The sequence below is a fragment of the Bradyrhizobium sp. USDA 4354 genome, from assembly GCF_054060315.1.
On the sequence record NZ_JBSSDC010000001.1, the window covers coordinates 5,448,322 to 5,461,354 of the forward strand.

Here is a 13,033-nt window from a genome sequence, read left to right on the forward strand (position 1 = left end):
GGTGCCGCAGCTGGTCAGTATCGAAGGCCTGAGCGTCGCCTTCAGCGGCGTGCCGGTCCTGCGCGGCGTCGATCTCGCACTTGGCAAGGGCGAGGCCGTCGGCCTCGTCGGCGAGTCCGGCTCCGGCAAGTCGGTGACGTGGCTTGCCGCATTGGGCCTGCTGCCGCGGCATGCGAAAGTCTCGGGCTCGGTACGGCTCGACGGGCGCGAACTGCTGGGCGCGCCGGCCGCCGAGCTCGACCGCGTCAGGGGCGGGCGGGTCGCCATGATCTTCCAGGATCCGGCGAGCGCACTCAACCCGGTGCTGACCATCCGCAAGCAGCTCTGCGAAGCACTGGCGCTGCACCGCGATCTCTCCGGCAACGCCGTGAAGGCGGAAGCGCGGCGGCTGCTCGATGTCGTCGGCATCCCCGATGCGGCGCGGCGGCTCGAGGCCTATCCCCACGAATTCTCCGGCGGCCAGATCCAGCGCATCATGATCGCGATGGCGCTGGCCGGAAATCCCGATCTCCTGATCGCGGACGAGCCGACCACGGCGCTTGACGCCACCATCCAGGCCCAGATCCTGGAGCTGCTCTCCACGGTCCGCCGCGAGCTGAGCATGGCGATGGTGCTGATCAGCCACGATCTCGGCGTCGTCGCCGAGAACTGCGACCGCGTCGCGGTGATGTATGCCGGCCGCATCGTCGAGGAGGCGCCGAGCAACCAGCTGTTCGCCGATCCCGTGCATCCCTATGCGCAAGGGTTGATCGGTGCGCTGCCGCCGCTCGACGGACCGCGTCGCCGTCTCACCGCCATTCCCGGCACCGTGCCCGATCCGGCGCACATGCCAAGCGGCTGCGCCTTCGCGCCGCGATGCGCGCTGGCAGCCGAGCCGTGCGGCCTTGCCGCACCGAGTCTGGCGCCGATCGCGAACGATCGTACCGTTGCCTGCATCCGCGCCGAATCCTCGCGCCGCGCGCTGCTCGGAATCGCTGCCGAATGAGCGCGCCGCTCGTCGAAGTGTCCGCGATCTCGCGCGCCTATTCGATGCGCTCCGGCATGTTCGGTCGCAGCACCGCCGTGCATGCCGTCGACGGCGTGTCGCTCACGATCGTCAAGGGCGAGACGCTGGGCCTCGTCGGCGAGTCCGGCTCGGGCAAGTCCACCACGGGGCGGATCGTGCTCGGCCTCGAGCCGCCCGACCGCGGCGAGGTGCGGTTCGACGGCAAGCCGATGGCCGTGCCGGGAACGGCCGCCTGGCGTGCGCAACGGGCGCGCATGCAGATGATCTTCCAGGATCCGCTGGGCGCGCTGGACCGGCGGCTGCCGGTCGCAGCGCAAATCCGCGAGCCGCTCGACATTCACGGCATCGGCACGCCCTCGATGCGCGAAGAGCGCGTGCGCGAGTTGCTGCGGGCGGTCGAACTGACGCCGGCGCACGGCGCGCGGTATCCGGGCGCACTGTCCGGCGGACAGCGCCAGCGCATCGTGCTGGCGCGGGCGCTGGCGACGAAGCCGGATTTCCTGGTCTGCGACGAGCCGGTCAGCGCGCTCGACGTCTCGATCCAGGCGCAGGTGGTGAACCTGCTCGCCGATCTCCAGGCGCAATTGTCGCTGACGCTGCTGTTCATCAGCCATGATCTGCGCGTCGTCAGGCAGATCAGCACGACCGTCGCGGTGATGTATCTCGGCCGCATCGTCGAGATCGGCAGCGCCGACGACCTGTTCGCGCGGCCCGAGCACCCCTACACCCAAGCGCTGGTCTCCGCGTCACCCGCGCCGGGCCGCCGCAGCGCGGGCCGCATCGTGCTGTCAGGCGATCCGCCGAATCCGGCCGCGCGTCCGCAAGGCTGCGCCTTCCACCCACGCTGTCCGCGCGCCGTCGCGCGCTGTGCGCGCGAGGTGCCGGCGCTCGAAACCGTCGGCGGCGACAGGCGGGTCGCCTGCCATCTCGTCACCGGCGCCGCGACACGGGACGCAGCCTGATGGGACGCTATTTCGCCATTCGCATTGGACGCGCGGCGCTGACGATCGTCCTCGTCGTCACCTTCGCCTTCGTCGTGCTGCGGCTGTCAGGCGATCCCGCGCTGATGATCCTGGGACCGGAGGCGCCGCCGGAGGTGCTTGCAGCGTTTCGCAAGGCCTGGGGCCTCGATGATCCCATTTGGTTTCAATATCTCGACTATTTCGGCGCTATCGCCAAGGGCGAGCTCGGCCGCTCCATGCGCGACGGCCGGCCCGCGATCGAGCTCGTGCTGGAGCGGATTCCGGCGACGCTGGCGCTGACCTTGCCAGCCTTCGCCTTCAAGGTCGCGCTCGGCATTCCCGCCGGCATTTACGCCGCGCTGCATCGCGGCTCGGGAATCGACCGCGCCGTGATGACGACGGCGGTGGCTGGTTTCACGGTGCCGAGCTTCGTGCTCGCGCTGGTGCTGGTGCTCGTCTTCGCCGTGCAGCTTGGCTGGCTGCCCTCGGGCGGGCAGGACAGTTGGCGCCACGCCATCCTGCCGATCGCAACGCTGAGCCTTGGCGGAGCTGCGGTGTTGGCGCGCTTCACCCGCAGCGCGATGCTGGAGGTGCTGGGCCAGCCCTATATCCGCACCGCCTCGGCCAAGGGCGTGCCCTGGCGCAAGGTGGTGACGTCGCATGCATTGCCGAATGCGGCGATCCCGACCGTCACCATTCTCGGCTTCATGGTGGGAACGCTGATCGCGGGCGCGGTGGTGGTCGAGAGCGTGTTCGCCTGGCCGGGAGTAGGGCGCCTGCTCGTGGTCGCCGTTGCCAACCGCGACCTCGCCGTCGTGCAATGCATCCTGTTGCTGGTCGCCATGACCATGGTGACGTCGAACCTGATCGTCGACTTCCTCTATGGCTTCCTCGATCCGCGCCTGCGCACCAAAGGAGCGCACGCATGACCGACGCGACGCTGAAGGACAGCGCCAGCCGCCGCATCAGCCTGCCGGCGATCCCGGTCTCGGTCGCGCTCGCGATCACATGGATCGTCGCGATGCTGCTGATCGCGGCTTTCGCGGAGAAGATCGCGCCTTACGGCTTCACCCAGCTTGACCTGCGCAATCGCTTGGCGGCGCCCGGCAATGCCGCGCACTGGCTCGGCACTGATGAACTCGGCCGGGACGTGCTGTCGCGGCTTCTCGTGTCTATCCGCATCTCACTGCTGATCGCGTTCGGCGCCACCGCGATCTCGGCCGTGGTCGGCACCACGCTCGGCTTCCTTGCCGCGCATTTTCGTGGCGCCGTGGAGCAACTCGTGCTGATGCTGACCGACTTCCAGGCCAGCATGCCCTTCCTGATCATGGCCCTCGCCGTGCTCGCCTTCTTCGGCAACTCGCTGCCGCTCTTGATCGGCCTGATGGGCCTGTTCGGCTGGGAGCGCTACGCCCGGATCGCGCGGGGTCTTGCGATTTCCGCCAATGCGCAAGGCTACGCCGCCGCCGTCCGCCAGTTAGGGGCGACGCCATCGCGGATCTACCTCCGGCACATCCTGCCCAACATCGCCTCCACCCTGATCGTCTCGACCACGCTGGTCTTCCCCGAGGTGATCCTGATGGAATCCGGCCTGTCCTTCCTGGGTCTCGGCGTGCAGCCGCCGATGACCAGCCTCGGCAACATGGTCGGCTACGGACGGGAATACCTGACCCGGGCGCCCTGGATCATGCTGGCGCCGGCCACCACCATCGTCGTCACCACGTTGGCCGTCTCCGTGATCGGCGACTGGCTGCGCGACCGGCTCGATCCGACGCTGCAATAGGGCTCATATCTCGTGTCCCGGACGCGCGAAGCGCGAGCCGGGATCCAGGAGGCCACAGCACTCGCTGCCACATGGGCCCCGGCTCTGCAGCGCATCGTCGCGCCGGACGATGCTTCGCATCGCCGGGATAACGCTGCGCTGCATCCGGGGCGCGGCAGGAGCCCGCGCCGGGAGCAGGGGAGCCCTGTCCGCGCCAAGTTCCCGTTGCACCTCGCCGGCCCGTGCGCTATCCGGCCGGAAAGGCCTGAGGCGGCTCCATATTTTCCCGCCCGGCTCCCCAAACCCGAGGACGGAAACCGCCATGCCAGCCTATCGCTCCCGCACCACCACCCACGGCCGCAACATGGCGGGTGCCCGCGGCCTCTGGCGCGCGACAGGCATGAAGGATGCCGATTTCGGCAAGCCGATCATCGCGGTCGTCAACTCCTTCACCCAGTTCGTGCCCGGTCACGTCCATCTCAAGGATCTTGGCCAGTTGGTGGCGCGCGAAATCGAGCAGGCCGGCGGCGTCGCCAAGGAGTTCAACACCATCGCGGTCGACGACGGCATCGCCATGGGCCATGACGGCATGCTCTACAGCCTGCCGTCGCGCGAGCTGATCGCCGACAGCGTCGAATACATGGCCAACGCACACTGCGCCGACGGCCTCGTCTGCATCTCCAACTGCGACAAGATCACCCCCGGCATGCTGATGGCCGCGCTGCGGCTCAACATCCCCGCCGTGTTCATCTCGGGCGGACCGATGGAGGCCGGCAAGGTCAAGCTTGAGGGCAAGACCAAAGCCGTCGACCTCATCGACGCCATGGTGGCGGCCGCCGACTCCAAGGTCAGCGACGACGACGTCAAGGTGATCGAGCGCTCGGCGTGCCCGACCTGCGGCTCCTGCTCGGGCATGTTCACCGCCAATTCCATGAATTGCCTCACCGAGGCGCTTGGCCTCGCGCTGCCCGGCAACGGCTCGGTGGTCGCAACCCATGCCGACCGCAAGCGCCTGTTCGTCGAGGCCGGGCACACCATCGTCGATCTCGTCCGCCGCTATTACGAGCAGGACGACGCATCCGTGCTGCCGCGCAACATCGCCAACTCTAGGGCGTTCGAGAACGCGATGACGCTCGACATCGCGATGGGCGGCTCGACCAACACCGTGCTGCATCTGCTCGCCGCCGCCCATGAAGGGCAGGTCGAGTTCACCATGCGCGACATCGACCGGCTGTCGCGCCGTGTGCCCGTGCTCTGCAAGGTCGCGCCCTCCGTCGCCGACGTTCACGTCGAGGACGTGCACCGCGCCGGCGGCATCATGGGCATTCTCGGCGAGCTCGACCGGGCCGGGCTGATCGACACCTCGGTCTCGACCGTGCACGCGTCGACCATGAACGAGGCGCTGGAGCGCTGGGACATCAAGCGCACCAAGAGCGAGACGGTCCGCACCTTCTACCGCGCCTCGCCCGGCGGCATCCCCACGCAAGTCGCCTTCAGCCAGGAGCGCCGCTACGACGCGCTCGATGACGACCGCGAGAAGGGCGTGGTGCGCGATCTCGCGCACGCCTTCAGCAAGGACGGCGGCCTCGCCGTGCTCTACGGCAATCTCGCGCTGGACGGCTGCATCGTGAAGACCGCCGGCGTCGATACCTCGATCCTGAAATTCTCCGGCCCCGCGCGCGTGTTCGAAAGCCAGGATGCGGCTGTGGAAGGCATTTTGGGCGGCAAGGTCGTCGCCGGCGAGATCGTGGTCATCATCTACGAAGGCCCGCGCGGCGGCCCCGGCATGCAGGAGATGCTGTATCCGACCAGCTATCTGAAATCGATGGGCCTCGGAAAGGCTTGCGCGCTCGTCACCGACGGCCGTTTCTCGGGTGGCTCCTCCGGCCTGTCGATCGGCCATCTGTCGCCGGAAGCTGCCGAGGGCGGCACCATCGGTCTCGTGCGCGATGGCGACCGCATCGCCATCGACATCCCGAACCGCAGCATCAGCCTGGAAGTCTCCGACGAGGAGCTCGCCAAGCGACGCGCCGCGGAGGAGGCGAAGGGCGATGCCGCCTGGCAGCCACAGAGCCGCAAGCGCAACGTCTCGACCGCGCTCCAGGCTTACGCCGCGCTCACCACCAGCGCCGCGCGCGGCGCCGTGCGCGAGGTGAAGCGGCGCTCGAGATAGCGCCTGATCGGCACGTCACAGGCTGGATCGACGGTCTTCGAAACGACTCGCGGCTCCACGCGAGCGCGTAGATGCGCCGTTGCAAGAAACGCGGAGCCGGAACGGATATTCGGAAAGAACGGCCCCCGCTTCCCGGGGGCGTGGGCTGTTGGGGGTGGGAGCGGGAGCCGTTTGCGAAGTGGGCACCCGACGTGCGGGCTCGCCCGCCAGGCACTGTCAACCTAGTGCATTTGTCCACATCCCGCTATTTAATTTTTATTAATTTCCATTTTATTTTTGATTTAATCATGCCATCCTGAGAAAAATAGCCGAAATCCATTTTTTCCGAATCCGGCCGAGGCGGTCGCCGTGTCGAGACCTGTCCGCAACGGCCCGGATTGCCAGTAGCGGAGTTAGCCATGAGTCATTCTCCAACGCTCGTGCCGCAAATTACGACCGACCGCGACGTTTATCTCGTGCTCGATGACTTCGGCCGCCGGCTGGGCCGCGCCTGGTGTGAGACTGCCGAGGAGGATGCCAATCGCGCGACCCTGCTCAGACATCTCGCCGAAGGGCAATATCTCCATCCCGCACGTATCGTGGCCTTCAATACCGCGGAGGGATGGTCGCGGGATGCCACCGCCGAAATCGCCGACGAGCTGCGCCGCCGCTTTGTCGAGCTCGAGGAGACCGATCCCTCGCTGCTGGAGTTCCTGGAAAGAGCAGCGAGGCGTTGAAGCTAACCAGCCGGGGGGGCACGCTCTCGCTTGTCATGCAGACTTCGGAGCAGACGCCCATCGCGCGCGTTAATGCGCGTGGTCAATGAGTTCTTACCGCTCCCTCGCGATCGGCCGTTCGCATTAAGGATGCCCTGACGAAGTTCGGCAACGCAAGGCTTTGCAGCGTATACTCGCGCGACCTTCGCAAATCCATTTCGGGCAACTGGGGCACCACCGCAATGTCTCGTACTCTCGCCGTTGTTTTCTCCACCGCCGTCGCCGCGATTTCCATGACGGGCGCAGCTTCCGCAGGCTGCTACAATTGCTATACGCCGCCGCCGTGTACGACCTGCTATCAGCAGCAATATGTGCCGCCGCAATACCGCGCCGTCGACGAGACCGTGATGGTCTCGCCTGGCGCCGTCGTCGCGCACCGCACGCCGGCGCAGTATCGCACCTTGATGGTGCCGCAGACCGTGATGGTCGCGCCCCCGAGCGTCCAGTACGAGCGCATCCCGCCGCAATACGCCACCCGCCAACGTGTCGAGATGGTCTCGCCGGGCTATTCCTATTACGCCCCGGTGCAGATGAACTGCGCGTCCTGCGGCTACTGAGCTGACGGAAGAGGCCCGCTTAGGGCGGCGCTCCTCACGGGGCGCCGTTTGCTTTTGGGAGCCGCAAAACGAGGCCCGGGCATGGAGACCAATCCAACCGGGCCTCGCAACCAGCGACGCCCTGGGAGATGTCGCCGGCATCGGGGTTGCCGAGGGGCTAGATTAGAGGAACAGGCTGACGCCTGCCTGACAGAGACGCTGGAGGCGAGGGCGCCCAACTTCGCGTTGCCTTGCGCGGGCGACTGGGTTAAGCGACACCGTCCCGGGACTGGAAGGGTGGCCGAGTGGTTTAAGGCACCGGTCTTGAAAACCGGCGTGCCCGCAAGGGTACCGTGGGTTCGAATCCCACCCCTTCCGCCATTTGCCGCCGATTGCGCGATATTCTGCGAGATAGCTACCTCATCACCGCCGATAGCCGCACGAGCTTCTGCGGGGCTTGACTTTGAGCGGACACCGGCCTTCCAGCTGCCGAGTAAGGCAACGTCACGATCTGGGGAGCAATCATCATGAGCATAGCGAGCGACGCCCGTTTCTGGGACCGGACGTCACGGAAGTACGCCATGGGTGCGATTGCGGATCAGGCTGGATATGAGCGCACTCTGGACCGGACCCGCGCCCTGCTGCGACCAGACGACCGGGTGTTAGAACTGGGCTGCGGGACAGGAACAACGGCGCTCCGGCTCGCAGGTGATGTTCAAGACTATCTTGCTACGGACATTTCCGCTGGAATGATCGCGATCGCCAATGAGAAACACGCCGCTGGTCCCATTCCCGGCCTTATCTTCCACACCGCAACGGCAGAAGCGCTTACATCTGACACGGCACGGTTTAACGCGGTTCTCGGATTCAACTATCTCCATCTAGTCCGCGACCTGCCTGGCACGCTGCGCCGCATCCACGCCTTACTTGCACCGGAGGGCTTGTTCATCTCCAAGACACCCTGCGTCGGGGATCTGAACCCGCTTATTGGGTTTGCCTTATTGCCCGCGATGCGCGCGATCGGCAAAGCACCCTATGCAGGTGTCTTTCGGGCAGCGGAGCTGAGTCAGCACATATGTGCCGCAGGTTTCGACATTCTTGCCACCGAACGTCACGCAATAAAGGGCAGCGACGGCCGTCCTTTCATCCTGGCTCGCAAGAGGTGATGTGAACGGCGGGCGAAGGACGCCAGGGAAGGTCATCTAGTGGAGGGCTATAGCGTAGACGTAGTTCTCATCTTCATCCCCCGCGGCTCGCCAGCATGATCTCCGTATTGGCTGCGCGCGTTCGAATTCATCCGGAAAGATCAGATGCTAATGCAATAGAGCGCCGCTTGGCTATTGTCCTGGTCGAGAGCATTGATCGTGGCGTTGGCCCGTAGGAGGAGGGGTGTGAGCTACTCGCGGCCGTCGCCACGCGCGCTCCCACACCCCGTCGCTTCGGGCATGCAACTGAAGCCGACCTTCAGCTCTTCGCATCAGTCCCCTTCAGCGCGTCCCAGGCGGCCTTGTTGGCTTGATCGAACGCCTTGCGGGATTCGGCGAGGGCGGCGCTCATCGCCGACCAGGACTCGCTGCCCGCCTGCTTCAGCTTCTGCAGGCGTGCTTCTGCTTCGGAGGCATCGGACTTCATCTGTTTGAGCGCGGCATCGACGTCCGCGGTGCGGGCTGCGGCCACCTTGCCCGCGGCTTCGCGGAATTTGTCTGCGGCTTCGCGCCAGGCCTTGGCCTGTGCAGCCGCAAGATCCCTGAACGTGGCCTGCTGTTGCTCGAGCTGTTTGCCAGCGCCTTCGAAGTAGGTCTTCACCTGGGCTTCGAATCCATTCCATTGCTTTTCCATATCGGCCTTGGCATCCGCCCAGGCGGCTTCACCCGCCTGCGCCTTGGCCTTGAGCAGCTCCTGAAACTCGTCGCGGCGCTTCGTCAGATCGGACAGGAGCTGGTCCGTCTTGGCCTTGGACTCAGCCTTGGCTTGGCCGGCCTTGACCTCGAACGAGGCCAACGCGGCATCCATTTCGTCGATCCGCTCCTTGGCCCAGTTGAGATAGAAATGCATGCTGCTCTGCTGTGACATGGCCGCCTCCGTTGAGTTGTCGAGGTCAGAATTCCAGAGCTCGGGCTTGCTCGTATTGACCTGTCTCAATGACGTTGTGGTTTGAAGCGCCGGCGTGCTTCCATAAGGACGAACCAAAGCGGGTCAGGAACGCACTCCAATGTGAGAGATTAGCCCAGCACGAAGCTTCACAGCGGGGGACGCATGTTCCTCTTCTTCTCGAACCGGCTGGGATGTCTCGGCTCGCTGCTGATCTCCGGCTTGGTCACTGTCGCCCTTCTACTCCTGTTCGGGATAATTCGATTCTAAGCGCCTGCGCGTGCTCCAAATCGATCCTCCAAACCATCGAGAAACACCTCCCGAAGCCCTCAGGAACTTGGCCTTGGCTCGCCTGTTGTTCGCACTCTCGCCCACTCATGGAGAGCGCTTTTGGAAAGCACGATCATCGGAGAATTCGACACGCGCCGCGGTGCCGAGCTCGCGGTTGAGCATGTCGTGCAGGAATGCGGCGTGCCGCGAAGCGATGTGTTCGTTCAAGCCGCCGGCGGCGCCAACACGGCGGGGACGCGTCCGGCAGGTGCCGATGTCAAGGCTGCGCCCGCGCCGGGGGGACGGCAGAAGCTGGAAGGGGTAATCGAGGTCTCCGTGGATTTTCACGGCGATGCCCCTGAGAAGATTGCAGATGCCTTGAGGAGCGCCGGTGCAAGGACTGTGCGTACCAAGTAACGGCATTCGCACCACTGAACCGCACCCCTGAAGACCTGGAACTCCTTGAGTGTCCAGCGCGTTTAGACGCAAACGCGAATTGCGAGGTCCACCTGCTTCAGAGTTCATCGATCACGATGCCCGGCGACACCGTCTGGCGACGGTGTGAAGCGCAGCGTGTCGCGGTTCTGAACGATGCTGCCATTTACTTCGCGGCCCTGCGGCAAGCGCTGCTGGAGGCGCAAGATCTCGTCTATATCGTCGGATGGGACATCCATAGTGAAACCAGGCTGGTCGGCGCTTCCGGACGAGCGGAGGACGGCTTGCCGGAACAACTCGGCGCATTCCTGCGCGCGCTCGTTCATCGCCGTCCCACCTTGCGCATCGACATTCTGGTCTGGAACTTCGTCTCGCTTTATGCCTCCGAACGGGAATGGAACTCCGCGGCGAGATTTACCGCCGAAACATGTGACCGCGTCCGATTTCATCTGGATTCAACGCTTCCGTTTGGGTCGGCCCAACACCAGAAGATCGTCTGTATCGACGGTTCACTGGCGTTCGTCGGCGGGCTCGATCTGACGATCAGGCGCTGGGACACGAGTGAGCATCGCGCCGTTCACGAATTGCGCTGCGACCCTGAGGGAAAGCCATACCTGCCCTTTCATGATGTTCAATGCATGGTCGACGGGGAGGCTGCGGCCTCGCTATTCGACCTTGCGGAAGAGCGCTGGCGTGCGGCAGGTCAAAAGGCCCATGACCGGCGCGCACCGAAGAGCAGTCGGTGGCCGGCGAATGTAGCGGTCGGGGCCGAGCGTATGCCGGTGGGTATCGCCAGGACCGAGGTGGTCTGTCCTGCAGGCTCGAGCATCAACGAGGTCGAACGCTCGTTGATTGCAGCGATCCGGTCCGCGACGAGCTTCATTTACATCGAGAACCAGTTCACCAGCGCCACCAAGATCGCGCGTGAACTGGCGGAGCAGATGCTCCGCGTGCCTTCGCTTCGGGTTCTTCTCGTCGCTCCCAAACTGCATTCCTCGTGGCTGGAATCCCAAGCCATGCAAAACGGCCGCGGCGCCTTCATCGACTGCTTCAGTGCGGCTGGAGTCGCCGATCGTATCCGCTTCGTCTACCCGGTCTCGCGCAGCGGGGACACGGAAGCTGCCGTGATGGTGCACAGCAAGCTGATGATCGTCGACAACAGGATCTTGAGGATCGGATCGGCCAACCTGAACAATCGGTCGATGGGTGCCGACAGCGAATGTGACCTGATTCTTGAAGCCGCAACCGAGGAGCATCGGGATTTCATCGCGTCGGTCCGCCGCCGCCTGATCGCCCATTTCTGCGGTCTCGACGAACAGATCGTGGGGCAAAACGAGGATCGTCTTTTCGCTCTGCTGGACGACGTGATGAGGGCCGATGGGGCGAAGACGCTGCGGGAAGTGGAGTCCTCGGTCCTGACCAGCACTCTGGCCACGATGGTTCAGCCTGTGGCCGATCCCGAGCGGCCTCTGCATCTGGAGCGGGCGGCATCGCGCATGTGGAGCACGAAGACGTTGATAGGCATTGCGTCGATCGCTGTGGCGCTGTTTGGACTGGCCATGGCTTGGTCGTACACGTCCTTGAGCGATTTCGCCGACGAGGGCCGCATTTCGACGCTATTGTCTGCCTACGCGCAGTCTATCTGGGGGCCGCCCTTGGCGATCGCCGCCTTTGTCGTCGGCGGGCTGGTCGTGTTCCCGGTTCTCGTGCTCATTGCAGCAACTGCTGCTGCACTTGGGCCATGGCTGGGCTTCGTCACCGCCATGGCTGGCGTCCTGCTCAGCGCCTTCGTCCTTTTTGTGATCGGACGGTCACTTGGCCGAGAACGCCTCCAGAAGTTGCTCGGCCGACGTGCAGGGCGCATTCAGGAACGTGTCGTAGGCAAGGGCATTCTGGCCGTCGTCGTCATCCGGATGATTCCCGTGGCACCATTCTCGTTGGTGAATGTCGCGGCCGGGGCGAGCACGCTGCCGCTTCGTGACTTCCTGGTCGGAACGCTGCTGGGCATGACGCCCGGGATTCTCGCCATGGCCGTTCTGGGAGCTCAGATCGCGGATCTGGCCAGGAATGCCTCCTGGAGCAACATATTGCTATTGTCCCTGGCGTTTCTGGGCTGGCTCGGAATCTGCGCGGGCGCACAATTCGTCGCGACTTGGCTCGCCGGGAGGCGCTGATGCGCTTCATGACTTGGAATGTGCACGGCACGTTCAATCTCAATCCGAAGTTCGATCTGGAAGGTGTTTGCTCCATCATTCGCAAGTGGTCGCCGGATGTCGTCGCCCTTCAGGAGGTGGATTCGCGATCGCGGTCAGACGATCCGTTCGCGAAGCTGGAGAGTGTCGTCGGCGATCACCGCGTTCACGCCAAGTCGATCGTCGCTGAGGACGGCGACTACGGTCAGATGCTCCTGAGCCGCTTTCCGTTCTCCGACGTGCCCGAGATCGTCGATGTGTCGTACCGGGAGCGGGAGCCACGCAGAGCGATTGCCACCGGACTGCTGACACCGGCCGGCGATGTGCGCGTGGTGGCCACTCATCTCGGCCTGAGTATCCACGAGCGCTATGCGCAAGCTCAGGCCCTGGCGAGCCTGGTGAAGCCTGGAAGGACCGTCGTCCTCGGCGATTTCAACGACTGGTTCTGGGTGAAGTCGGTGCGGCGCGTGCTTGCGCAGGTTTGCCCAAACCGTACGCGGCTGCGAACCTTCCCGGCGCGTTTACCCCTTTTACGGCTCGACAGGATCTATGCGACGCCCGACAGCCGGTTTGGGAGCGTTTGGACCGATGGAGAGGCAAGGGCCTATTCAGACCATTTGCCTGTGATTGCAGACATCGAGATTTAGATGTTGTCTGCTGACGAACGAGGATCTTCGCGAGACCGATCGGCTTTCCTGATGATTCTCCGAAGACGGCAGTGCGACTGTTTCGCCCCGGGGCCACCCGACTTTTGCGCTGATGCAAAAGGCGTTGTCGCAACGGGACTTAGCTACTGTGCATGGGGTTGTTTCGCGAGTTTTTGTGTCAGCGCTTAGCCCTCAGCTTACCCA

The 13,033-nt window shown here is 64.6% G+C and carries 12 protein-coding genes and 1 tRNA gene; 12 read left to right on the forward strand and 1 reads right to left on the reverse strand.

The features are described from left to right. The first annotated feature begins 1 nt into the window (after window position 1). The 9 genes from ACVIIV_RS25270 to ACVIIV_RS25310 all read left to right on the forward strand — a co-directional run bounded on the left by ACVIIV_RS25270 (window position 2) and on the right by ACVIIV_RS25310 (window position 8,360). Window positions 2-985, forward strand: coding sequence for an ABC transporter ATP-binding protein (locus ACVIIV_RS25270; RefSeq protein ID WP_456746559.1), 984 nt, complete (start codon window positions 2-4; stop codon window positions 983-985). After that, complete coding sequence (locus ACVIIV_RS25275; RefSeq protein WP_456746560.1) at window positions 982-1,968, forward strand: ABC transporter ATP-binding protein; 987 nt, start codon at window positions 982-984, stop codon at window positions 1,966-1,968. The genes ACVIIV_RS25270 and ACVIIV_RS25275 overlap by 4 nt, the downstream gene beginning before the upstream one ends. After that, complete coding sequence (locus ACVIIV_RS25280) at window positions 1,968-2,897, forward strand: ABC transporter permease (protein WP_456746561.1); 930 nt, start codon at window positions 1,968-1,970, stop codon at window positions 2,895-2,897. The genes ACVIIV_RS25275 and ACVIIV_RS25280 overlap by 1 nt, the downstream gene beginning before the upstream one ends. Continuing rightward, complete coding sequence (locus ACVIIV_RS25285) at window positions 2,894-3,751, forward strand: ABC transporter permease (RefSeq protein ID WP_456746562.1); 858 nt, start codon at window positions 2,894-2,896, stop codon at window positions 3,749-3,751. Before ACVIIV_RS25280 ends, ACVIIV_RS25285 begins: the two co-directional genes overlap by 4 nt. Window positions 3,752-4,052: 301 nt before the next feature. Continuing rightward, window positions 4,053-5,903 carry a dihydroxy-acid dehydratase gene (gene ilvD / locus ACVIIV_RS25290; protein WP_456746563.1) on the forward strand — a complete coding sequence of 617 codons (1,851 nt, stop codon included), beginning with the start codon at window positions 4,053-4,055 and terminating at the stop codon, window positions 5,901-5,903. Window positions 5,904-6,301: 398 nt separating this feature from the next. Further along, the gene (locus tag ACVIIV_RS25295) at window positions 6,302-6,619 is read left to right on the forward strand and encodes a hypothetical protein (RefSeq protein WP_456746564.1); all 318 of its coding nucleotides are present in this window, start codon (window positions 6,302-6,304) and stop codon (window positions 6,617-6,619) included. A 272-nt stretch (window positions 6,620-6,891) separates the two neighbouring features. Then, window positions 6,892-7,215 (forward strand): hypothetical protein, encoded by a 324-nt coding sequence (locus ACVIIV_RS25300; protein ID WP_456748821.1) that lies wholly within the window; start codon window positions 6,892-6,894, stop codon window positions 7,213-7,215. A 270-nt stretch (window positions 7,216-7,485) separates the two neighbouring features. Then, window positions 7,486-7,575: transfer RNA gene (locus ACVIIV_RS25305), tRNA-Ser, on the forward strand. 146 nt (window positions 7,576-7,721) lie between these two features. Beyond that, the gene (locus tag ACVIIV_RS25310; protein WP_456746565.1) at window positions 7,722-8,360 is read left to right on the forward strand and encodes a class I SAM-dependent methyltransferase; all 639 of its coding nucleotides are present in this window, start codon (window positions 7,722-7,724) and stop codon (window positions 8,358-8,360) included. A 298-nt stretch (window positions 8,361-8,658) separates the two neighbouring features. Here the strand turns inward: ACVIIV_RS25310 and ACVIIV_RS25315 are convergent, their stop codons facing one another. Beyond that, entirely contained in the window at window positions 8,659-9,267 is a 609-nt protein-coding gene (locus ACVIIV_RS25315) for a sll1863 family stress response protein (RefSeq protein WP_456746566.1), read from the reverse strand. A 408-nt stretch (window positions 9,268-9,675) separates the two neighbouring features. On the opposite strand from ACVIIV_RS25315, the gene ACVIIV_RS25320 reads away from it, so the two are divergent. From ACVIIV_RS25320 to ACVIIV_RS25330, 3 genes are all read left to right on the forward strand, one after another. Further along, window positions 9,676-9,972, forward strand: coding sequence for a hypothetical protein (locus ACVIIV_RS25320; RefSeq protein WP_456746567.1), 297 nt, complete (start codon window positions 9,676-9,678; stop codon window positions 9,970-9,972). Between the two features lie 116 nt (window positions 9,973-10,088). Continuing rightward, window positions 10,089-12,164 (forward strand): VTT domain-containing protein, encoded by a 2,076-nt coding sequence (locus ACVIIV_RS25325; protein ID WP_456746568.1) that lies wholly within the window; start codon window positions 10,089-10,091, stop codon window positions 12,162-12,164. After that, window positions 12,164-12,829, forward strand: a complete 666-nt coding sequence (locus ACVIIV_RS25330; protein WP_456746569.1) for an endonuclease/exonuclease/phosphatase family protein — start codon at window positions 12,164-12,166, stop codon at window positions 12,827-12,829. Before ACVIIV_RS25325 ends, ACVIIV_RS25330 begins: the two co-directional genes overlap by 1 nt. The last annotated feature ends 204 nt before the right edge of the window (window positions 12,830-13,033 follow it).